Source organism: Pseudomonas pharyngis (assembly GCF_021602345.1).
GTDB lineage: Bacteria > Pseudomonadota > Gammaproteobacteria > Pseudomonadales > Pseudomonadaceae > Aquipseudomonas > Aquipseudomonas pharyngis.
The window spans coordinates 386,024-408,313 of the sequence record NZ_BQID01000002.1; the positions used below are offsets into that span (position 1 = coordinate 386,024).

15 protein-coding genes and 1 tRNA gene are annotated in these 22,290 nt (G+C 61.9%); 7 read left to right on the forward strand and 9 right to left on the reverse strand.

Annotated elements, in window-relative coordinates; genetic code table 11:
• Positions 1-27 precede the first annotated feature (27 nt).
• Complete coding sequence (locus L6D74_RS05350; RefSeq protein ID WP_236188419.1) at positions 28-1,179, forward strand: L-dopachrome tautomerase-related protein; 1,152 nt, start codon at positions 28-30, stop codon at positions 1,177-1,179.
• 72 nt (positions 1,180-1,251) lie between these two features.
• Here the strand turns inward: L6D74_RS05350 and L6D74_RS05355 are convergent, their stop codons facing one another.
• Positions 1,252-2,223 (reverse strand): LysR family transcriptional regulator, encoded by a 972-nt coding sequence (locus tag L6D74_RS05355; protein ID WP_236188057.1) that lies wholly within the window; start codon positions 2,221-2,223, stop codon positions 1,252-1,254.
• Between the two features lie 284 nt (positions 2,224-2,507).
• On the opposite strand from L6D74_RS05355, the gene L6D74_RS05360 reads away from it, so the two are divergent.
• On the forward strand, positions 2,508-4,913 hold the full coding sequence (locus L6D74_RS05360) for a glucose/quinate/shikimate family membrane-bound PQQ-dependent dehydrogenase (RefSeq protein WP_236188061.1): 2,406 nt from the start codon (positions 2,508-2,510) through the stop codon (positions 4,911-4,913).
• An 84-nt stretch (positions 4,914-4,997) separates the two neighbouring features.
• Positions 4,998-6,296 (forward strand): carbohydrate porin, encoded by a 1,299-nt coding sequence (locus L6D74_RS05365; protein ID WP_236188062.1) that lies wholly within the window; start codon positions 4,998-5,000, stop codon positions 6,294-6,296.
• A 69-nt stretch (positions 6,297-6,365) separates the two neighbouring features.
• Here the strand turns inward: L6D74_RS05365 and L6D74_RS05370 are convergent, their stop codons facing one another.
• Positions 6,366-8,561, reverse strand: a complete 2,196-nt coding sequence (locus tag L6D74_RS05370) for an OsmC domain/YcaO domain-containing protein (protein ID WP_236188069.1) — start codon at positions 8,559-8,561, stop codon at positions 6,366-6,368.
• 207 nt (positions 8,562-8,768) lie between these two features.
• Here L6D74_RS05370 and L6D74_RS05375 point away from each other — a divergent pair, with 207 nt between their 5' ends.
• Entirely contained in the window at positions 8,769-10,064 is a 1,296-nt protein-coding gene (locus tag L6D74_RS05375) for an OprD family porin (protein WP_373874454.1), read from the forward strand.
• A 9-nt stretch (positions 10,065-10,073) separates the two neighbouring features.
• On the opposite strand, the gene L6D74_RS05380 is transcribed toward L6D74_RS05375, so the two are convergent.
• The 7 genes from L6D74_RS05380 to fdnG all read right to left on the reverse strand — a co-directional run bounded on the left by L6D74_RS05380 (position 10,074) and on the right by fdnG (position 19,135).
• Positions 10,074-10,169: transfer RNA gene (locus L6D74_RS05380), tRNA-Sec, on the reverse strand.
• 6 nt (positions 10,170-10,175) lie between these two features.
• Complete coding sequence (gene selB / locus L6D74_RS05385) at positions 10,176-12,086, reverse strand: selenocysteine-specific translation elongation factor (RefSeq protein WP_236188425.1); 1,911 nt, start codon at positions 12,084-12,086, stop codon at positions 10,176-10,178.
• Positions 12,083-13,492: an L-seryl-tRNA(Sec) selenium transferase gene (gene selA, locus L6D74_RS05390; RefSeq protein ID WP_236188072.1), complete on the reverse strand. Its 1,410-nt coding sequence runs from the start codon at positions 13,490-13,492 to the stop codon at positions 12,083-12,085. The genes selB and selA overlap by 4 nt, the downstream gene beginning before the upstream one ends.
• A 47-nt stretch (positions 13,493-13,539) precedes the next feature.
• A complete protein-coding gene (gene fdhE, locus L6D74_RS05395; RefSeq protein ID WP_236188080.1) occupies positions 13,540-14,466 on the reverse strand; it encodes a formate dehydrogenase accessory protein FdhE in 927 nt (308 codons plus the stop codon).
• 3 nt (positions 14,467-14,469) lie between these two features.
• The gene (locus L6D74_RS05400) at positions 14,470-15,123 is read right to left on the reverse strand and encodes a formate dehydrogenase subunit gamma (protein WP_011334113.1); all 654 of its coding nucleotides are present in this window, start codon (positions 15,121-15,123) and stop codon (positions 14,470-14,472) included.
• Positions 15,120-16,055, reverse strand: coding sequence for a formate dehydrogenase subunit beta (gene fdxH / locus L6D74_RS05405; RefSeq protein WP_011334112.1), 936 nt, complete (start codon positions 16,053-16,055; stop codon positions 15,120-15,122). Before fdxH ends, L6D74_RS05400 begins: the two co-directional genes overlap by 4 nt.
• 14 nt (positions 16,056-16,069) lie before the next feature.
• The gene (gene fdnG, locus L6D74_RS05410; protein WP_143491792.1) at positions 16,070-19,135 is read right to left on the reverse strand and encodes a formate dehydrogenase-N subunit alpha; all 3,066 of its coding nucleotides are present in this window, start codon (positions 19,133-19,135) and stop codon (positions 16,070-16,072) included.
• A gap of 322 nt (positions 19,136-19,457) precedes the next feature.
• Here fdnG and L6D74_RS05415 point away from each other — a divergent pair, with 322 nt between their 5' ends.
• The 3 genes from L6D74_RS05415 (at position 19,458) to L6D74_RS05425 (ending at position 22,261) form a co-directional block, all read left to right on the forward strand.
• A complete protein-coding gene (locus L6D74_RS05415; RefSeq protein ID WP_236188083.1) occupies positions 19,458-20,606 on the forward strand; it encodes a MalY/PatB family protein in 1,149 nt (382 codons plus the stop codon).
• Positions 20,607-20,701: 95 nt separating this feature from the next.
• The gene (locus tag L6D74_RS05420) at positions 20,702-21,559 is read left to right on the forward strand and encodes a glucose 1-dehydrogenase (protein WP_039768357.1); all 858 of its coding nucleotides are present in this window, start codon (positions 20,702-20,704) and stop codon (positions 21,557-21,559) included.
• 90 nt (positions 21,560-21,649) lie between these two features.
• Entirely contained in the window at positions 21,650-22,261 is a 612-nt protein-coding gene (locus L6D74_RS05425; protein WP_085610274.1) for a Yip1 family protein, read from the forward strand.
• The last annotated feature ends 29 nt before the right edge of the window (positions 22,262-22,290 follow it).

Sequence of the window (22,290 nt, forward strand, 5' to 3'; positions counted from 1 at the left end):
ATATCACTGGCGCTCAAGGACTTGAACATGAACAGATTATTTAAAATCGCAGGCCTGGCCCTTGCGGTATCCGTAAGCGGCCTGGCCGTAGCGCAAAGTGATACGGGCAAAGGCGCCGCCATCGAACGTGTTTACGCGTTCAACGGGGCCATGCCGACAGGCGTGACGGTAACCGAAACCGGCCGGATCTTCGTGAACTTCCCCCGCTGGGGCGATGACGTGCCCTACACCGTTGCGGAAATTTCCAACGGTCAACTTGTGCCCTACCCTGATCTGAAAACCAATGTCGCGGATCCGCAGAACCCGGCCAAGGGATTCATCAGCGTGCAAAGTGTGGTTGCCGACGGCAAAGGCCGCGTCTGGGTGCTCGACACGGCAGCACCGAAGTTTTCCGCGCCTCAGGCGGGCGGAGCCAAGCTGGTGGCGATCGACCTGGCCTCCGACAAGATCACAAAAACGATTGTGTTCCCTGACGACGTCATCCTGCCGACCACCTATGTCAATGACGTGCGCTTTGACTTCCGTACAGGCAAGGAAGGGACCGCCTACATTACCGACTCTTCGGTCAGTGGTCCTGGCGGCATCATCGTGGTCGATCTGGCGAGTGGCCAGGCAAGCCGCAAACTGACTGGCGCCCAATCCACCTCGGCCGACCCGTCCTTTATCCCGAAGGTTGAAGGCAAGCCCGCACTGGTGACGCGCGACGCTCAAGGCCAAACCGGCCTGTTGACGGTGGCGTCTGACGGTATTGCCCTGTCCAGTGACGGCAAGACGCTTTACTTCTGCCCGTTATCGAGCAGGCATCTGTACGCCGTGCCGACTGCCCTGCTGCGTGATCCGGGGGTGAGCGATGCCGAACTGGAAAAAGCCGTCGTCGACCTCGGTGAAAAAGGTGCTTCCGACGGTCTTGAAGCCGATGCCGACGGTGCCGTGTACGCCGGTGACTACGAGCACAACGCGATTCGCAAACGCCTGCCGGACGGTCGCTGGCAGACGCTGGTCGAAGACTCACGAGTGCTTTGGCCCGATACGTTGTCGATCGGCCCGGACGGCTATCTGTATTTCACCGCCAACCAGCTTCATCGCTCGGCAGGTTTTAATGACGGACAGGACAAACGCGTCAAACCGTACAGCCTGATGCGCGTCAAGATCGGCGCCAGGCCTGCAGCGACGTACTAAAGAAACGTCAGAGCAATGAGGTATGGCTCAAAGGCCTGAACCTGACGCGGCACCTGCAGCCTCGTCAGGTTCTCAATGAGCTACGTAACGTTCGAAGCGTTGCGCCAGGAAAGCCCTCAATGCCTGCACGGCAGGTGTGAGCGAGGTGCGATGGGGGCACACGAGCTGGAGCGGTGCCGGCTGTCCGACGTCTGCCGGGAAAAGCTCCACCAGTCGACCGCTGCGCAAGTCATCCAGCACATCGATTTTCGACCTGTAGACGATTCCGAAACCGGCAACCGCCCAGCGCCGGACGATATCGGCATCATCACTGACCCGGTCGCCCGTCACCTGAACGGTCCTGACACCGTCCGCAGAATGAAAGCTCCAGCGTTCGTAGGTCTGCTCCCCCATCACAAATCGAAGGCAGTTATGGTTGCCCAATTCTTCAGGTGTGGCTGGCCGGCCATGGCAAGCCAGATAGTCCGGCGAGGCGCAGACCGTTCTTCTGTTCGACGGCGCCAGGGCCAGAGAGACGAGGCTGGAATCGGCCAGCAAACCATAGCGAATACTAGCATCCAGTTGTTCGCCGACCAGGTCGGCAATCTGATCGCTGACCCGTAACTGCAGCAGCACCTTCGGATGCAGTTGCTGAAACTCGTCGAGCCATCGCAACAGCACGTTTCGGCCGATATCCGACGGTATCGACAATCGAATCGTGCCGGCGATTTCATCGCGACCTTCACTCAGCGCGATCTCGCCATTTTCGAGCGCTTCGAGTGCCTGCCGGGCATGGGAAAGATAGCGTTCGCCATCGTCCGATAATCTCAAGCGCCGGGTCGAGCGAACGAACAACCGTGCTCCAAGACTGCCTTCAAGACGCTGAACCGCTCCGCTGGCCAAGGCTGGAGAAATGTCGAGCAATCGGGCGGCGGCGGAGAAGCTGCCGGCCGCAGCCGTGGTGACGAATACCTGAAGGTCATCTACGCGGACTATTTTCTTCACGATCACGAAATTCTGTAGGGTGCGGACGAAGTTTTTCAGCGTAATGGGAAAAATGATCATTGCCCAGCCGCGGCTCAGGCGCCGGCGCTGTTAGCCATTAGTCTAATCAGCCCAGGCACCGACGTAATCACTGCGCGAGCCATGCCTGTCACAAATCCCACTTCCCCTGACAGAAAAGCGACTTTCAACCACTTTTCAATATCGCTTGCAGCCTGACAGGCGCAAACCGTCCCCCGATCCGACGCTTCGCTGAGCAGCAAACTACACTTCATGCTGATTTAGTGATTTAACTAGGTAGTTACCTAACTATATAATGCTCGCCTCATTTCAACGGGACATTCAACGTGAAGCAGAGTCAACGCCTCTCGGGCATATCAACATTCATTCTGGTCGGGCTCGGGGTGATCATCGCCCTGCTCGGCCTGGCACTGGCTGCTGGCGGTGTGAAATTGGTCAGCCTGGGAGGCTCCTGGTACTTCCTGGTGGGTGGTCTGGTGATGGCCGTTTCCGGTCTGCTGATCGCGCGGCGCAAGCCTGCCGGGGCCTGGCTGTTCGCGGCGTTTCTGGTTGGGACCGCCATCTGGGCCGTGATCGACGCAGGGCTGGTGTTCTGGCCAGTGTTCTCGCGCCTGTTCATGTTCAGCGCGGTGGGTCTGGTGGTCGCGCTGGTCTATCCGCTGCTCAAACGCGCCAATGGTGACGTTGCGGGTCGCGGTGCTTACGCCGTTGCGGCTGTTCTGGCCGTTGGACTGGCCGTGGCTGCCGGCAACATGTTCGTTGCGCACCCGACCGTCGCCCCTACCGGTACCGGTCCGGGCCTGACGCCGGTCGAGCCGGAAAAGGCGCAGAAAGACTGGGCGCACTACGGTAATACCGAAGGCGGCAGCCGCTTCGCCGCGCTTGACCAGATCAATCGCAGCAACGTCGACAAGCTGAAAGTCGCGTGGACCTACCACACCGGCGACATCGCCGAGAGCGATGGCAACGGTGCCGAAGACCAGCTGACTCCGTTGCAGATCGGCAATAAAGTCTTCATCTGCACCCCGCACAACAACCTGATCGCACTGGATGCCGACACCGGTAAAGAACTCTGGAAAAACGCGATCAACGCTCAGTCCAAAGTCTGGCAGCGTTGCCGTGGCATGGCGTATTTCGACGCCAGCGCCGCCGTCGCCAAACCGGCCAGCTCGCCAGTGACTGAAACCCCGACCGCTCCGGTCGCCAACTGCACACGTCGCTTGCTCACCAACACCATCGACGCCCGCCTGATCGCGGTCGATGCCGACACCGGCGAGTTCTGCCGGGGTTTCGGCAACAATGGCCAGGTGGATCTGAAGGCCGGTCTGGGTGATGTGCCGGACAGCTACTATCAACTGTCCTCCGCGCCGCTGATGGCCGGCACCACCGTGGTGGTTGGCGGTCGTGTGGCCGACAACGTGCAAACCGACATGCCGGGCGGCGTGATCCGTGGTTTCGACGTGATGACCGGTGCCATGCGCTGGGCATTCGACCCGGGCAATCCAACCGATCGCAAGGCACCCGCAGACGGCAGCACTTATGTGCGCAGCACGCCGAACAGCTGGGCGCCGATGTCCTACGACCCGGCGACCAACACCGTATTCCTGCCGATGGGCAGTTCTTCCACTGACATCTATGGTGTCGAGCGCAGCAAACTCGATCACACCTACGGTGCCTCCGTCCTGGCGCTGGACGCCAACAGCGGCGAAGAAAAGTGGGTATTCCAGACCGTCCACAACGACCTCTGGGACTTCGACCTGCCGATGCAGCCAAGCCTGATCGACTTCACCAAGGACGGTAAAACCGTACCGGCGGTGGTCATCGGCACCAAGGCCGGGCAGATTTACGTACTCGACCGCGCCACCGGCAAACCGTTGACCGACGTTAAAGAAGTGCCGGTCAAGGCTGCCAACATCCCCAACGAGCCGTACTCGCCGACCCAGCCGAAATCGGTGGGCATGCCGCAGATCGGTGCCCAGCACTTGACTGAATCGGACATGTGGGGCGCCACCCCGTACGACCAACTGCTGTGCCGGATCGATTTCAAGTCGATGCGTTACGACGGCTTGTACACCGCGCCGGGCACCGACAAATCCCTGAGCTTCCCGGGTTCGCTGGGCGGCATGAACTGGGGCAGCATTTCTACTGACCCGGTGCACGGTTTCATCTTCGTCAACGACATGCGTCTGGGCCTGTGGATTCAGATGATTCCGTCGCAGAACAAGGCTCAGGCCTCTTCCGGTGGCGAAGCGCTGAACACCGGCATGGGGGCCGTGCCGCTCAAGGGCACGCCTTACGCCGTGAATAAAAACCGCTTCCTGTCGGTTGCCGGCATTCCGTGCCAGGCCCCGCCGTTCGGTACGTTGACCGCCATCGACATGAAAACCCAGAAAGTCGCCTGGCAAGTGCCGGTCGGCACCGTTGAAGACACGGGCCCGCTGGGCATCCGCATGCACCTGCCGATCAAGATCGGTCTGCCAACCCTCGGCGGCACGCTGTCGACCCAGGGCGGCCTGATCTTCATCGCCGGCACCCAGGACTTCTACCTGCGCGCCTTCAACAGCGCCAATGGTGAAGAAATCTGGAAAGCGCGTCTGCCGGTCGGCAGCCAGGGTGGCCCGATGACCTATGTGTCGCCGAAAACCGGCAAGCAATACGTGGTCATCACCGCCGGTGGCGCTCGCCAGTCGACTGATCGCGGTGACTACGTAATGGCTTACGCCCTGCCGTAAACCGTCGCGTTCGCCTTCGTTTCACTTGTGCGCGGCACCTTCGGGTGCCGCGTTGTTTAATGTCCTTCGCTCTGGATTTGCGCAATGTCATTGGCTGTTCGCTTTTCTCACGCCGGGGTTTTCACCGGCATGCTGTTCGGTCTCACCTGCGGCGCTGCCCTGCCCGCCCTTGCCGATACCGATTCGAACGTATTTACCCGCAGCACCCTGACCGGCGACTGGGGCGGCCTGCGCCACCAGTTCGACGAAGACGGCATCAAGTTCACCGGTGATTACACCGGCGAAACCGCCTACAACGCCGACGGCGGCCTGCACCGCTCGGCGCGTTACTCGCAGAACATCAAGCTCGGCGCGCAGTTCGACCTTAGCAAACTGTACGGCGTGGACAACGCGGGCAAGATTCAGCTGACCATCAACGATCGACGCGGCAACAGTGCCTCCGAAGACCTGGTCGGCAACCGTCTGCCGATTCAGGAAAACTACGGCGGCCTCTACACCCGCCTGACCGAGCTGAGCTACGAGCGCAGCCTGTTTAGCCCGGCGCTGAACGTCAAACTCGGCTACATGGCGATGGGCAACGACCTCGGTGGGCTGGACAGCGGCATTCTCTGCAACTTCATGAACGCCGGTTTCTGCGGCCATCCGTTGAACATGTCCGGTGGCAGTGGCTGGACCAACTACCCCAACGCCCACCTGGGTGTGCGGGTGAAATACGACCTCTCCCCGGCCTGGCAACTGCGCGTAGCCGCGTTCAATGTCGATCCGGAAAGCAACGGCAATTCCAGCCGTGCCTGGCACCTGGGCCCGAAACACACCACCGGCACCGTGGTGCCGATCGAACTGGTCTACAAGCAGGCCGGCAAACTGCCCGGCGAGTACAAGCTCGGTTATTACTACGACAGCTCCGACGTCAAACGCATCGGCAGTGACAAGGAAGTGTCCGGGCGCGGCGGCCATTACGTCCTGATCGATCAGGCCGTCTGGGCTTCGGACGTCTCTGAAGGTCGCAGCCTGCACGCTTTCGGCCAATACTCGGCGGCCAGCGAGGCAGCTTCGCCGTTCAGCAAGTGGTACGGCACCGGTCTGGTTCTGTACAAGCCTTTCGAAGGCCGCCCGCGTGACACCGTGGCGCTCGGTTACGGCCGCGCAGTGCCGAACCCGCGCAGCCGCGATGTGCTGCAGGACACCGCCATGGCCAATGGCGCCGCGTTCCCCAATCTGGACAGCGCCGAACAATTGATCGAACTCGGCTATGGCTACCAAGCCACTCCATGGCTGACGCTGCGCCCGAATGTGCAATACATCATTGAGCCGGGCGCGTTTTCCGGCCAGGACATCGACAATGCGTTGGTGTTTGGATTGCAGGTGAAAGCCGCGCTCTGACACCATCATCTGCCGACCACAAAAAAAGCACCCGCGAAGGTGCTTTTTTTGTGCCTGCTGCCAACCGAATCAACCCGCGAAGTTGGCCCGCGCTGCGTGCAGTTTCTTGTAGCTCTCGATCAGGCGCAGGTGCCGATCCAGCCCTTCCAGCTTCATGCTGGTCGGCGTCAGGCCGTAGAAGCGCACAGTGCCGTTGACCGAGCCGATCGCCGCATCCATGCGCTCGTCGCCGAACATGCGGCGGAAGTTGGCTTCGTAGTCCTCCAGCTGCAGATCCTCATCCAGCTCCATTTCCAGCACGACGTTGACCGCTTGATAGAACAAGCCACGCTCGACGGTGTTGTCGTTGTATTGCAGGAAGGCTTCGACCAAATCCTTGGCCTGCTCGTACTTCTGCAAGGCGAGGTAGATCAGCAGGCGCAGTTCGAGAATGGTCAACTTGCCCCATGGCGTGTTGTCGTCGAACTCAATGCCGATCAGCGTGGTGATGTCGGTGTAATCGTCCAGCTCGCTGTGTTCCAGACCTTTGGCGAGGTTGCGCAGGCCGACTTTGCTGAGGTTGTGCAGGTTGAGGATGTCCGCACGGAATTGCAGCGCTTTGTTGGTGTTGTCCCAGATCAGGTCTTCTACCGGATAGATCTCCGAATAGTCCGGCACCAGAATGCGACAGGCCTTGGCGCCGATGTGCTCGTAGACCGCCATGTAGACTTCCTTGCCCATGTCTTCGAGGATGCCGAACAGCGTTGCGGCCTCTTCGGCGTTGGAGTTTTCGCCGTTGCCGGAGAAGTCCCACTCGACGAATTCGAAGTCGGCCCTGGCGCTGAAGAAGCGCCACGACACTACGCCGCTGGAATCGATGAAGTGCTCCACAAAGTTGTTCGGCTCCGTCACGGCCTGGCCCGAGAAGGTCGGCTGCGGTAGGTCGTTGAGGCCTTCGAAGCTGCGGCCCTGCAGCAACTCGGTGAGGCTGCGCTCCAGCGCCACTTCAAAGCTCGGGTGCGCGCCGAACGAGGCGAATACGCCGCCGGTGCGCGGGTTCATCAGCGTCACGCACATCACCGGGAATTCACCGCCCAGCGACGCGTCCTTGACCAGCACCGGGAAGCCCTGCTCTTCCAGCGCCTGGATGCCGGCGAGGATGCCCGGGTATTTCGCCAGCACCTCTTGCGGTACATCCGGCAGGGCCATTTCGCCCTCAAGGATTTCGCGCTTGACCGCCCGTTCGAAAATTTCCGACAGGCACTGCACCTGCGCTTCAGCCAGGGTGTTGCCGGCGCTCATGCCGTTGCTGAGAAACAGGTTTTCGATCAGGTTGGAGGGGAAGTACACCACTTCGCCGTCAGACTGACGCACGAACGGCAGCGAGCAGATGCCGCGCTGGGTGTTGCCGGAGTTGGTGTCGTACAGGTGCGAGCCGCGCAGTTCGCCGTCGCGGTTGTAGATGCCCAGGCAATATTCATCGAGGATTTCCGCAGGCAACTCATCCTTGGCGCCGGGCTTGAACCAGCGCTCGTCCGGGTAATGCACGAACTCGGCATTGGCGATGTCTTCGCCCCAGAACTGATCGTTGTAGAAGAAGTTGCAGTTGAGCCGCTCGATGAACTCGCCCAGCGCCGAGGCCAGCGCGCCTTCTTTGGTCGCGCCCTTGCCATTGGTGAAGCACATTGGCGACTGCGCATCGCGGATGTGCAGCGACCAGACGTTGGGCACGATGTTGCGCCACGAAGCGATTTCGATCTTCATGCCCAGGTCGGCCAGAATCCCCGACATATTGGCGATGGTCTGTTCCAGCGGCAGGTCCTTGCCGGCAATGCAGGTGCCCGCGCCTGAGGTGGACGCCGGCATCAGCAAGGCCTGGGCATCGGCGTCGAGGTTCTCGACTTCCTCGATTACGAACTCCGGCCCGGCCTGCACTACCTTCTTCACCGTGCAGCGGTCGATGGAGCGCAGGATGCCCTGGCGATCCTTCTCCGAGATGTCTGCCGGCAGCTCGACCTGGATCTTGAAGATCTGGTTGTAGCGGTTTTCCGGATCGACGATGTTGTTCTGCGACAGACGAATGTTTTCGGTCGGGATGTTGCGGGTGCTGCAGTACAACTTTACGAAGTAAGCCGCGCACAAGGCCGACGACGCCAGGAAATAGTCGAACGGACCCGGTGCAGAGCCATCGCCCTTGTAACGGATCGGTTGGTCGGCCACCACCGTGAAGTCATCGAACTTGGCTTCGAGTCGGAGGTTGTCGAGAAAATTGACCTTGATTTCCATGCGGGTTACCAGAATAGCGAGCTAAACAAATTGGCCGCCATTATCCGGCTTTTGAGCGTGAAGTCTTGTGCTTTGAACAATCAATCCTGAGCCGGCCGGCGGAACATGACGCTTGTTCACACATTCAACTCAGCACATGCGCTCAATCGCCGGCAGCCGATCCGCGTGACCATGGCGTCACCTTCCGCCAATCCTGGTTGCTGACACATGATGGTTTTATCCAAGCCGCGCCTCGCGCTCGCCTTAATGATTGGCGGGCTCGCCGACACCGCGTGCGCCAGCGGACTTCTCGACGACGCCAAGACCGAAGTGCTCAGTCGCAATTTCTACTTGAGCAACGATTACCGCTCGCCCTCGCCTGCCGGAAAAAACTACAAACAGGAATGGGCTCAAGGGTTTATCGGCACTTTCGCATCCGGTTTCACTGAGGGAACCGTCGGGGTTGGTCTCGATGCCCACGCCTTTTATGGGCTGAAACTCGATGGCGGCAAGGGGCATTCCGGCACCGGACTTTTGCCGGTGGACAGTGATGGCCGTAGCGAAAGCGAATACTCCAGCGCCGGTGGTGCGCTGAAGTTGAAGACTTCGAAAACCACCCTCGCCTTCGGTGAAATGACCGTGGAAACGCCGGTGTTCGACACCTCGGACAAACGCCTGCAACCGGAATACGCCACGGGGTTGCTGCTCGACAGCCACGAGATCGATAACGCGCGCCTTGTCGCCGGGCGCTTCACGGCGTTCAAGAACCAGGACAGTTCTTCCGGCAAAGGCGACTTTCAGGGCTATGGCGCCAGCACCCAAGGCGAAAGCATCAGTTTTGTCGGCACCGAGCTGTTCAGCGACAGCCCGGTGGGCGGCGCGCTGTATGCGTCCGATCTGAGCGACACCTGGCGCCAGTACTACGCCAACCTGCATTTCAAACAGTCCGGTCTGTTGCTCGATGCCAACGTTTATCACACCCGCGACACCGGGCAGGCACTGGCCGGCGACATCGACAACACCGCGTTCAGCCTTTCGGGCAAATACACCGTTGGCGCCCACGCGGTCATGCTCGGCTGGCAACGCATCAATGGCGACACGCCCTTCGATTTCGTTGGTGGCGACTCGATCTACCTGGCCAACTCGATCAAGTACGCCGACTTCAACGGTGCCCACGAGCGCTCCTGGCAAGCGCGTTACGACCTCGATCTCGGCGCCTTCGGCATTCCGGGGCTGAATTTCATGACCCGCTACGTTTCCGGCAGCCACATCGACGGCACCCACGCGCCCAAGGGCGGCGCCTATAACCCGTTCGACGCGGATTCCGGTGAATATCAGCCTCAGCAAGGGGACGGCGGCAAACACTGGGAACGCGACATCGATCTGCGTTACATCGTCCAGTCCGGCGCGGCCAAGGATCTGTCGGTGCAGCTGTCCCACGTGTCGCACCGGGCCAACAGCGCTCAGGCGGGCGACGACATTGACCGGATCTACGTGGTGATCCAGTACCCACTGGGGTTTTGAGGGGAGAAATGGCGGAAGGCAGCCGGAGTCGAACCTGCCCGGGAACGGATGCCGTCCCCAACCGGGTTTGAAGCCCGGCCGCGCCACCGGGCGCGATTGCCTTCCTTGAACTCAGTCCGCGCCGGGGTTGGCCAGCGCACTGTCGGAGCGGATTTGCCGGCCTTCGCCGACGCGCCGGGTCAGGCCCAGCCGATCGAAGTATTCGAGGATCTGAATACTGCGCTTGCGTCCCAAGCCTAGCGCATCGCGGAAGGCCGTGACTTCGATCTGCGGATTTTCTTCGGCCAGGCGCAACAGCACCGCCACCATTTGCCGCAGGGTGATGTCGGTGACAAACAGGTCGCGCACCACTTGATGCATCACGCCAAGGCGCGCCAGTTTGCGCAGCAGCAAACGCACGATTGCGTCGTCCTGACCGACGACTTTCGCCACGTCACGTACCCACGGTGGATCGAAGCCGGCCTGTTCAAACAACGGCTGCAACGCCTGCCACAGAGTTTCGTCGTCGGCGCTCAGGAGCACCTGATGGTCGGGCAAATGCAGCCACGGGCCGCTGGCGACCAGTGAGCCGGCGCCGAGCAACTCTTCCAGCAGGCTGATGAAGCTCGCGCGTTCGAGGCTCAAACTGCTGAAACGCCGCAGACGGTCGCGGTCCGGACCCATCTGATCGGGCTCCAGCTCATGAAAACGCGCCAGTTGCTCCAGCAGCCTGAACTTGAGCATGCCCCAGCGCTGCGCATTGAACAGCACCGGGCCCTGACGGGTTTCGATCAGGCGGACATTGTCCGGCAGCGTCCAGCCGTCACGCGGACGATTGAACTGTCGCTCCAGGCGTTGCGGGTCGAGGCCGCTTGCGCTGTATTCCAGTAACGTCGGCAAGGCCTGTTCCAGTTCGGAGCTGATCGCCAACGAGCGCAGTTGTGCCAGCCGTTCCGGGCTGCGGCGCTGGCGGGCCGGGGCGAAGGGATCGAGCACGCGCCCACCGCCGAGCGTTCGCTGGGCGCTGGCATCACGCAGGATCAATGGATCACCGTGGACGCCGTGCACCGGGACGTTGGTCAGCAATTGCGCAAACGTGCGCTCGCCGGGTGCCAGACTCGGTCCCTCCAGCAAGGCGACCCGGGCGATCACGTCCTGCGTGCCGAGATGCAGGTGCACCGGCTGGAAATGCTCGAAAACCCGCTCGCCCGGCAACAACCGGAATTCGATATCCAGCCGCTGGGTCGGCGCGTGCAGCCATTCGGCGAGCAACCATTGGCCGCGATGGATCTGCCCGAGTTCCAGACGATCCGCGCTGATATTCAGGGCCACGCGCTGGCCGGCGAAGGCTTGTTCGGCGGTCTGATTCTGCGCGTGCAGGCCCCTGACCCGCACGGTTTTGTCCGCCGGGCCGAGGCTGAGTTTGTCACCCACGGCGACCGAGCCCGAAAGCGCCGTCCCCGTCACCACAATACCGGCGCCGGCGACACTGAACGCGCGGTCGATGGCCAGGCGAAAACCGCCTTCGCGACTGCGCTCCTCGCCTTCTATCTGCCGCAACGCTTCGCGCAGCGCATCGACGCCCTCACCCGTCACACTGGAAACCGTCAGCAACGGTGCTTCGGCATAGGGCCCGGGTGCCAGCAGGCTTTCAACCTGTCGGCGCACCTCTTCCACCCTGCGCGCCTCGACCCGGTCGCATTTGGTGATCGCCACCAGCGCCCGTGGTATGCCCAGCAGCTCGACAATCGCCAGATGCTCGCGGGTCTGCGGCATCACGCCGTCATCCGCCGCCACCACCAGCAACACCAGATCGATGCCTTGGGCTCCGGCCAGCATGTTGTGGGTGAATTTCTCGTGGCCCGGCACGTCGATGAAACCGGCCAGCCCGGCGCCGGGCGCCAGTTCTGCGTACAGATAACCGAGGTCGATGGTCATCCCGCGTTCGCGCTCCTGCGGGCGTCGGTCGCCGGTTTGCCCGGTCAGCGCTTCGAGCAGTGACGTCTTGCCATGGTCGATGTGCCCCGCCGTGCCGACGATCACGTTTGCAACTGCCCGAGTTGTGCCTGCCACGCCGGCTCATCGTCGAGTTGCCGCAGATCCAGCCACAACGCATCGTCATCGATGCGCCCGAGCACCGGGATCGGCAAGGCGCGCAGCGCGGCTTCCAGATTCAGCAGGTAACGTCCGCGCAGGCGCTTCGACACCAGCGGGCGCAGGCACAGCGCCGCGCTTGGCAGGCGCGCCACCGGTTGGCTGCCGCTGCCGATCATGCCCAGCGCTGGCATCGCCGTGACGGTCCAGCCCTCGCCCAGCAGTTGGGACAAGGCCGGTTGCAAGCGTGCGGCCTGGGCCAGAATCTCGGCTTGCGGACGGGTCAGCAAACGCAGGCTCGGCAAGCGTTCGGCCAGCCGATCCGGGTCGCGATAGAGTCCGAGTACTGCTTCGAGTGCGGCCAGGGTCAGTTTGTCGACCCGCAACGCGCGTTTCAGCGGGTTCTTCTTGATCTTCGCGATCAGGTCCTTGCGCCCGACGATCACCCCCGCCTGGGGCCCGCCGAGCAATTTGTCGCCGCTGAAGGTGACGATGTCGGCGCCATCAAGCAACGCTTGACGCACCGTCGGTTCCGCCGGCAACCCCCAGCGGGTCAGGTCCAGCAGACTGCCGCTGCCAAGATCTTCCAGCAGCGGCAGGTCATGCCGATGGGCCAATACGGCCAGTTCGGAGGTTGGCACCCGGGCAGTGAAGCCTTCGATGCTGTAATTGCTCGCGTGCACGCGCATGATCAGGCCGCTGCGTGGGCCGATCGCCGCTTCGTAATCGCGGGCATGGGTGCGATTGGTGGTGCCGACCTCGTGCAGGCGCACGCCGGCGCGGCTCATGATGTCGGGGATGCGGAACGCGCCGCCGATCTCGATCAACTCGCCACGGGAAATGATGCCTTCCTTGCGCGCGCCGAGGCTGTTGAGGGTCAGCAGCACGGCGGCGGCATTGTTGTTGACCACGGTCACGGCTTCGGCGCCAGTCAGTTCGCGGATCAGGCCTTCGATCAGGTCGTCGCGGTCACCGCGCTTGCCGCTGGCCAGATCGAATTCCAGATTCAACGGATAGCGCGCCGCGAGTTGCACCGCTTCAATGGCTTCTTCGGGCAACAAAGCGCGCCCGAGGTTGGTGTGCAGCACGGTGCCAGTCAGGTTGAACACCCGGCGCACCTGGCTGCGCTGCTTCAGGGCCAGGCGTTCAGAAACCCTTCCGGCCAGCGCTTCAGGGCTGATTTCTACGGCGGTCAGTTGCCCTGCCACCACGGCGTCGCGCAAGTCATCCAGTAACTGGCGAAACCCCGTCACCAGGGCCTCGCGTCCGTAACGCTCGGCCAAGGGCTGGCACGCGGGGTGGCGTAACAGACTGTCGAGGGAAGGCAAACGCAAGGCACAGACACTGACGGACATCAGGCACTCCGGAAAAAAGCCGATGCGCCTGAGTGTAGACCCTTGCCTCATTCGTCTCCTGGCGCCAACAGCAGATTCGGCGCCAGCCGCTGATAGCCGTCCTGAGCCAGGCGCATGTCGAGCAACAGACTGCCCAGATCCGCCGACAGTGCCTCGCCCTCGCCATCGTTTTCCAGATACAGCAACTTCAGATAGCTGTTGCAGCCCGGACAGACTTCAGCGCGCAGCGGCGCCTGATTGGCGGCGTGGCGGTCATCCTCAAGGCTCAGGTATTCCAAGCCTTTGCTCTGTTCGCAATACACGCACTTGACCCGTACCACATGCCATTCGCAGGCGCACAGCGAACACACCAGATAACGCAGGCCGTTGTGCTTGCCGCGATGGCGGATCACCCCGGCCATGGCCGGCGAGCCACAGGCCGGGCACTGGCTGAGGCTGTCGCCGGGTGTCAGTTGCAGGTTCGGTGCGCTGAGCAGCCAGTGACTCCACGCCGCTTGCAGCGCCGCCCCGAGAAACGGCACCAGCGCCGCCGGCACCAGCGAATACTGGCCGCTGACCAGCGCCACGGTCCAGGCGCGCAACTGGCCGGGGCTGGCGATGCGCAGCGTGGTCACGGCCTCGATCACGGCCGGTTGCTCGGGGGCGACATAACGCTGAAGCAAGGCCTCGAGATACAGCTGCCAAGTGTCCTCGCGAATCAAGGTGTCGGCGGCAAACGGTGGCATGCCGTGTTGCCGACAGACTTCCAGCCGCTGTTCATCAAGCGGCGCGGTCGAGGGCGGATCATCGAGGATTTGCTGTTGGACACGGCACAAACCGGCGATCAAATGCAGGTAATCGGCCAGCGGATGTCCTTCGGCCAAACGTTCCAGACGCTGGGCTCGCAGCATGAACAGGTTGGGTGGCGGCAAATGCAGAAACGGCGGCGAACTGGCCGCCGCTTCGATTTCTCCGGGTTCGAGGATGGTTGGCAACTGTCAGCCCTTTTTCGTGACCGGTCGCTCCGGCGGATCCTGGCTTTCCACCTCGCGATACCAGAGTGCATGGTGTTTCCTGGCCCAGGCGCGGCTGACCCAGCCGTGCATCATCGCGTCCACCGAGCCCTTGATCCAGATCCCGGCGTAGATGTGAACGATGATGCTCAGGATCAGCACAAACCCCGCCAGTGCGTGCAGCAGCATGGCCCAGCGAATCGTGGTGATGCCGAAGTAGTGACTGAAATACGCGCGCCAGATCACCAGCCCGGTGAACAGCAATCCGAGCATGCACAGCAGTAAAGTCCAGAACAGCAGCTTTTGCCCGGCGTTGTACTTGCCCACCGCCGGCACGGTTTCTTCATCGTTGACCATCACCCGGTCGATGCGCCGCAGCCATTTCCAGTCGTTGTCGATGAAGAAGTTCGAGCGCCAGAAGCGAAACACCAGGCCCAGGAAGAACACGAACATCAGCACGCCCATGAAGGGGTGCAGGATTCGCGTCCACGGCCCGCCGCCGAACAGGTTTGTCAGCCAGAACATCGACGGATGAAACAGCGCGAGCCCCGACAGCCCGGCCATGAAGAACAGAATCGCCACCAGCCAGTGATTGGTGCGCTGGTTGGCGGTGTAGCGCAGGATCGTCTTGTTGCTCATGGCCGGCCCTCCCCACGTGGGTCGAAGGTGTGCACTGCCGGATCGACGACGTGCACCGAGGTGTCGGGCGGATCGGGATGTTCATCTTCCTCGACCCGGTTCGGGCCGATCCGCACGTAATGGAAGAACCCGGCCAGCACCGCCGCGCCCATGGCCAGCAGACCCAACGGCTTGCTGATGCCTTTCCACAAACCCACCAGCGGACTGATCTCGGGGTTGTCCGGCAGGCCGGCGTAGATTTTCGGGGTGTCGGCGTGGTGCAGCACGTACATGACGTGGGTGCCGCCGACGCCTTGCGGGTCATACAGGCCGGCGTTGTCGAAGCCACGGCTTTTCAGGTCGACGATGCGTTCGGCGGCATGGGTTTTCATGTCGTCCTTGGTGCCGAACACGATGGCCCCGGTCGGGCAGGTTTTCACGCAGGCCGGCTCCAGCCCCACCGCCACCCGGTCCGAACACAGCGTGCATTTGTAGGCCTTGTGGTCCTTCTGCGAAATGCGCGGGATGTTGAACGGGCAACCGGTGATGCAATAACCGCAGCCGATGCAGTGGTCCTGATCGAAATCGACGATGCCGTTGGCGTGCTTGATGATCGCGCCAGGGCTGGGGCACGCCGCCAGGCAACCTGGCTCGGCGCAGTGCATGCAGCCGTCCTTGCGGATCAGCCATTCGAGGTTGCCGGCGTCGGTTTCGTGCTCGGTGAAGCGCATCAGCGTCCATGAATCGGCGCTCAGGTCCTGCGGGTTGTCGTAGGTGCCGTGGTTGTGGCCGACCTCGTCGCGCAGCTCGTTCCATTCCGAGCACGCGACCTGGCAGGCCTTGCAGCCGATGCATTTGGTGGTGTCGATCAGCTTGGCCACCTGTTCCTGGCCGCGTATTGAAGGCGCCGGCGTGGTGGTGGCCGAGCGGGCAATGATGTCTTGGCTGGCCATCTAAAGATTCTCCATCAGAGCTTCTCCACGTTGACCAGGAATGACTTGGATTCCGGGGTCTGTGTATTGCCATCGCCGAGAAACGGCACCAGGGTGTTGGTCAGGTAACCGTGGCGCGTCAGGCCGGTGAAGCCCCAGTGCAGCGGAATGCCGATCTGGTGCACCACCTGGTTGTTGACCTGCAACGGCCGGATCCTTTTGGTCACCACCGCCACCGCTTCAATGAACCCGCGCTTGCTGCTCACGCGAACCCGATCCCCGGCGACGATGCCTTTCTCTTTGGCCAACACCTCGCCGATTTCCACGAATTGCTCGGGTTGAGCAATCGCGTTCAACTTGCAGTGCTTACTCCAGAAGTGGAAATGCTCGGTCAGCCGGTAGCTGGTGGCGGCGTACGGGTAATCCTTGGCCACGCCGAGGCTGTCCCACACCGAATCGAAGATCCGTGCCGCCGGGTTGCTGGTGGCTTTCTTGTTGTCCGGGTGCAGCGGGTTGATGCCGATCGGCGTTTCGAACGGCTCGTAATGCTCGGGAAATGGCCCTTCGTTCATCTTGTCGACGGCGAAGAACCGCGCCACGCCTTCGGGGTTCATGATGAACGGGTTCATCCCGGCTTCCGGCGGCACATCGGCCTTGTAGTCCGGAACATCGGTGCCGCCCCAGGCTTTGCCGTTCCACCAGACCAGGCGTTTTTTCGGATCCCAGGGTTTGCCGGCGACATCTGCCGAGGCCCGGTTGTACAGAATCCGCCGGTTGGCCGGCCAGGCCCACGCCCAGCCTTGATGCTGATGCATGCCGTAAGGGTCGTTGTTGTCGCGGCGGGCCATCTGGTTGCCGGCTTCGGTCCAGCTGCCGCAGAAAATCCAGCAGCCGGACGCGGTGCTGCCGTCATCCTTGAGCTGGGCGAACCCGGCCAGTTGCGAATTGCCCTTGATCGCCGCACCCGTGGCGTCGGTGAAATCGGTGGTGGCGTAGCCGTTGACCTCTTTGGCGATCTCTTCCGGCGAGGGTTCTTCGGCGATCTTGTACGGCCACGACAGTTTCAACAGCGGGTCGGCGAATTTGCCGCCCTCCGCCTGATATCGCTCACGCAGACGCAGGAACAGCGCACTCATGATTTGCACGTCGGTGCGCGCCTCGCCGGGGCCGTCGGCGCCTTTCCAATGCCATTGCAGCCAGCGGCTGCTGTTGACCAGCGAGCCGTCCTCTTCGGCAAAACAGGTGGTTGGCAGGCGGATGACTTCGGTCTGGATGTCGGCGCTCTTCACATCGTTGAATGGCCCGACGTGTTCCCAGAACTGCGAGGTTTCGGTGGCCAGCGGGTCCATCACCACCAGCCATTTCAGTTTGGCCAGCGCCGCCATCACTCGGTTCTTGTCCGGCAACGCGGCGATCGGGTTGAAGCCCTGGCACATGTAGCCGTTGACCTTGCCCTGCCCCATCAGGTCGAACACCTTGAGGATGTCGTAGTTGGGGATGTCGAGTTTCGGCAGGTAGTGGTAGGCCCACTGATTCTCGGCGGTGGCATTGGCGCCGTACCAGGCTTTCATCAGGCTGACGTGGAATTTGCTGTAGTTCTGCCAGTAGGACAATTGCCCCGGCCGCAGCGGGACTTGCGTGCGTTTATGGATGAAGGCCGCGTAATCCTGCTCGGCGTCGGTCGGCAAGGTCAGGTAACCCGGCAGCGCGTTGGACAGCAGACCAAGGTCGGTCAGGCCCTGAATGTTCGAGTGCCCACGCAATGCGTTGACCCCGCCGCCGGGCATGCCGACGTTGCCGAGCAACAGTTGCACCATCGCCGCGCTGCGGATGATCTGCGAGCCGATCGAGTGCTGGGTCCAGCCCAGTGCATAAAGAATCGTCATGGTCTTGCCCGGTGCCGAGCAAGTGGCGATTTCCTCCCAGATCTTTTTCATCGCATCGACCGGCATGCCGCAGATCTGGCTCGCCAGGTCGATGTTGTAGCGGCTGTAATGCTGCTTCATCAGCTGATAGACGCAGCGCGGGTCCTGCAGGGTCGGGTCGACTTTCACGAAGCCGTCATCCCCCAGTTCGTAACCCCAGGTGGATTTGTCGGTGTAGCTGCGCTTGGCCGCGTCGTAACCGGTGAACAGCCCGTCCTCGAAGCCGAATCCGGCTCTGACGATGAACGATACGTCGGTGTAGTTGCGCACGTATTCGTGCTGGATCTTGTCCTCGGTCAGCAGGTAATTGATCAGCCCGCCCATGAACGCAATGTCGCTGCCGGTGCGAATCGGCGCGTAGTAATCGGCCACGGATGCGGTCCGGGTAAACCTCGGATCGACCACAATCAGCCGCGCGGCGTTATGCGCCTTGGCTTCGGTCACCCATTTGAAGCCACAAGGGTGGGCTTCTGCTGCGTTGCCGCCCATCACCAGGATCAGATTCGCGTTGGCGATATCGGTCCAGGTGTTGGTCATGGCTCCACGGCCGTACGTCGGGGCAAGACTTGCCACCGTCGGGCCGTGTCAGACACGCGCCTGGTTATCGAACCCCAGCATGCCGAGACTGCGCACCACCTTGTGGGTGATGTAGCCCGCTTCGTTGGACGCTGCCGACGCCGCGAGGAATCCTGTAGTCAGCCAGCGATTGACTGTCTGGCCTTGGGCGTTCTGCTCGACGAAATTGGCGTCGCGGTCGGCCTTCATCAGGTCGGCGACGCGGTCGAGGGCTTCGTCCCAGGTGATCCGGGTCCATTCGCTGCTGCCGGGCTTGCGCACCTGCGGGTACTGCAAGCGGCCGGGGCTGTGAATGAAGTCCAGCAGACCGGCGCCTTTCGGGCACAAAGTGCCGCGGTTGACCGGGTGGTCGGCGTCGCCCTCGATATGGATGATGTTTTGCGCAACGTTCTTAGCGGCATCGCCCTGGCTGTACATGATCAAGCCGCAACCGACCGAGCAATACGGGCAGGTGTTGCGGGTTTCATGGGTGTGGGCAAGCTTGAAGTGGCGCACCTGCTCGGCGAAGGCCTGCGTCGGGGCCATGCCCAACGCGCCCAGGCTAGAGCCTGCAAGGCCGATACCGGCGACCTTGAAGAACTGACGACGGCTGAGATCCATCGTGCACTCCTGATCAGGTGGAACCCGGTACTGGTGCCGGGTTTGTTCTGGACAATCACGGTTGCGGCACACGAGTGCCGACTTTTTCACTGTAGACAAAGCCTCTGCGACCTGTGTGAAAACCGACCGTCGGCCGTTTGTCGGAGCATCACCTCCCTGTGGGAGCGAGCTTGCTCGCGAAAAGCGGTGTGTCATTCAACATTGATGCTGCCTGACCAGACGCATTCGCGAGCAAGCTCGCTCCCACAGGTTTTGTGTGCTCCTTCAAGGGCATGGGCTTATCATGGCGGGCACGACCCATCTCCGCCTTCAGAGACCGCGCATGACTTTCGATTTTGATCAGGTATTCGACCGCCACGACACCGGCAGCACCAAGTGGAGCCGCTACCCGGCCGACGTGTTGCCGATGTGGGTCGCTGACATGGATTTCGCCGCCCCGCCGGTGGTCATCGAGGCGCTGCAACAACGTCTGCTGCACCCGTTGGTGGGCTACAGCGTGGCCCAGGACAACCTGCGCGAGGCCATCGTCGCCGACCTCTGGAACAAGTTCGCCTGGCGCGTGAAACCGCAAGAGCTGATCTTCCTGCCGGGCGTGGAGTCGGGCTTCAACATGGCGCTCAAGGCGCTGGTGCAACCGCAGCAGAACGTCGTGGTGCAAACCCCGAACTACCCGCCACTGCGCCATGCACCGGGTCATTGGGGCCTGAACAAGGTCGAACTGGAATTCAACGCCCAGGCCGACGGCAGCTACGCCACCCCGCTGGACGCACTGCGTGAATCCCTGAAAGGTGGCGGCGCCCTGCTGCTGAGCAACCCGCACAATCCGATCGGCAAGGTCTTTGGCCGTGAAGAACTGCAAGCCGTGGCGGACATCTGCGTGGCGCAGGACGCCTGGATCATCTCCGACGAGATCCATGCCGAGCTGTGCTACGACGGCCGCGTGCACATTCCGACCGCGTCCCTGAGCCCGGAAATATCCCGCCGCACCATCACCCTGATGTCGGCGAGCAAGGCCTACAACATTGCCGGCCTCAAAACCTCGTTCATGATCATCCAGGACGCGGCCCTGCGCGAACGCGTCAACCACGCCCGCTGCGGCATGGTCGACAGCGTCAACCCGCTGGGCATGGAAGCCACCCGCGTGGCCTACAGCGAAGCCGGCCCGTGGCTTGAGGCGCTGAAACAGTACCTGCAAGCCAACCGTGACTGGCTGGTGGACGCGGTGCGCAACCGCTTGCCCGGGGTGACCCTCAATGTGCCGCAAGGCACGTACCTGGCCTGGCTCGACTGCTCGGCGCTGGATCTGGACGACCCGCAGAAGTTCTTCCTGGACCACGCTCGTGTCGGCCTCAGCCCGGGTCTGGACTTTGGCGACCACAGCCAGCAATTCGTGCGCCTGAACTTCGGTTGCCCGCGTTCGATGCTGGAAGAAGGCATTGCCCGGATGGAGCGAGCCCTCAAGTCCCGGTAATCAAGTCAGCGTAAATCCAAGCGTCAATCCGATCGAACTCAGCGCAAGCGGGTCGGGTCAACCGGCCTACTTGCCATGAGACCCGGAGATTGACGATGACCGACTATCCAAAACCCCCGTTCCCGAAACAGGCGCAGCCGGTTCCCGGTTCACAGCGCAAGATGGAGCCGTATCCTGATTGCGGCGAACAGAGCTACACCGGCTCCGGTCGGCTGGCCGGCAAGATTGCCTTGATCACCGGTGCCGACAGTGGCATCGGTCGGGCGGTGGCGATCGCCTTTGCTCGCGAAGGTGCCGATGTAGCGGTCGCCTACTTGAATGAACATGAAGATGCCAAGGAAACCGCGCGCTGGGTCGAACAGGCCGGTCGCCAGTGCCTGTTGCTGCCTGGAGACATTGCGCAGAAAGCCCAGTGCCAGGCGTTGGTGGACCAAACCGTCGAGCGCTTCGGCCGCATCGACGTGCTGGTCAACAACGCCGCCTTCCAGATGACCCACGAAACCTTCGAGGAGATTCCCGACGACGAATGGGTGATGACCTTCGACGTCAACATCACCGCGATCTTCCGCCTGTGTCAGGCCGCCATCAAACACATGGGACCTGGCTCCTCCATCATCAACACCAGTTCGATCAACTCGGACATGCCCAAGCCCACCCTGCTCGCCTACGCCACCACCAAAGGCGCGATCGCCAATTTCACCGGTGGACTGGCGCAGATGCTCGGTCCGCGGGAAATCCGCGTGAATTGCGTGGCGCCGGGGCCGATCTGGACGCCGCTGATTGTCTCGACCATGCCCGATGAGGAAGTGCAGCATTTTGGCGAGCAAACACCACTCGGGCGTCCCGGCCAGCCAGTGGAGGTTGCGCCGATCTACGTGCTGCTGGCATCGGATGAAGCCAGCTACATCACCGGCCAGCGCTATGGCGTGACCGGCGGCAAACCGATGCTCTGAACCGCCTGCCAGAAAAAGTGAACCGCTGGACACGGCGACCTCTCCATACCTTCATGGCCCGTTCGGGTTGCAAGAGATCAGGAGGTCGTCATGTCTGCGCCTATTATCAAACTCTTCACCCAGCCGAACTTTGCCTGGACCGACATCCGCCGCGAAGAAGAGGCACATCCGCGTCATTACCTTGCTCACCTGCTGTTGCTGGCCCTCGTCCCGGCGGTGTGCCTGTTCATTGGCACCACGTATGTCGGCTGGAGCCTGGCAGTGGGTGAAACCGTGAGGCTCAGCAGTGCCAGCGCCTTGCAGCTGAGTGTCCTGCTCTATATCACCATCGTGGTCGGCGTGGCGATCATTGGCGGTTTCATCCGCTGGATGTCGCGTACCTTCGATGCGCGGCCGACACTCAACCAGTGCATCGGTTTCGCGGCGTACACCGTCACCCCGTTTTTCATCGCCGGTCTCGCCGGCCTGTATCCCAGCCGTTGGCTGGCGGTGCTGGTGCTCGGCGCTGCATCGATCTATTCGACATTCCTGTTGTTCGTCGGCCTGCCGACCTTCATGCACGAGCGCAAGGAACAGGGCCTGTTGTACTCGGCCAGTGTCTGGGGTGTAGCGCTGCTGGTGCTGGTGACGTTGTTGGTGTCGATGATCCTGCTGTGGTTCAACGTGCTGACGCCGGAATACCTGCGCACGACTGCAGGTTAGGCCGATCATGTCGGGGCGGCATCGAACTG

Excerpts from the sequence above, each read along its gene's own strand:
- L6D74_RS05400 (WP_011334113.1), bottom strand. The coding sequence starts at position 15,123 with ATGAGCAACAAGACGATCCTGCGCTACACCGCCAACCAGCGCACCAAT.
- fdxH (WP_011334112.1), bottom strand. The coding sequence starts at position 16,055 with ATGGCCAGCCAAGACATCATTGCCCGCTCGGCCACCACCACGCCGGCG.
- L6D74_RS05375 (WP_373874454.1), top strand. The coding sequence starts at position 8,769 with ATGATGGTTTTATCCAAGCCGCGCCTCGCGCTCGCCTTAATGATTGGC.
- L6D74_RS05415 (WP_236188083.1), top strand. The coding sequence starts at position 19,458 with ATGACTTTCGATTTTGATCAGGTATTCGACCGCCACGACACCGGCAGC.
- L6D74_RS05355 (WP_236188057.1), bottom strand. The coding sequence starts at position 2,223 with ATGATCATTTTTCCCATTACGCTGAAAAACTTCGTCCGCACCCTACAG.
- L6D74_RS05365 (WP_236188062.1), top strand. The coding sequence starts at position 4,998 with ATGTCATTGGCTGTTCGCTTTTCTCACGCCGGGGTTTTCACCGGCATG.
- L6D74_RS05370 (WP_236188069.1), bottom strand. The coding sequence starts at position 8,561 with ATGGAAATCAAGGTCAATTTTCTCGACAACCTCCGACTCGAAGCCAAG.
- L6D74_RS05350 (WP_236188419.1), top strand. The coding sequence starts at position 28 with ATGAACAGATTATTTAAAATCGCAGGCCTGGCCCTTGCGGTATCCGTA.
- selA (WP_236188072.1), bottom strand. The coding sequence starts at position 13,492 with ATGTCCGTCAGTGTCTGTGCCTTGCGTTTGCCTTCCCTCGACAGTCTG.
- L6D74_RS05425 (WP_085610274.1), top strand. The coding sequence starts at position 21,650 with ATGTCTGCGCCTATTATCAAACTCTTCACCCAGCCGAACTTTGCCTGG.
- L6D74_RS05420 (WP_039768357.1), top strand. The coding sequence starts at position 20,702 with ATGACCGACTATCCAAAACCCCCGTTCCCGAAACAGGCGCAGCCGGTT.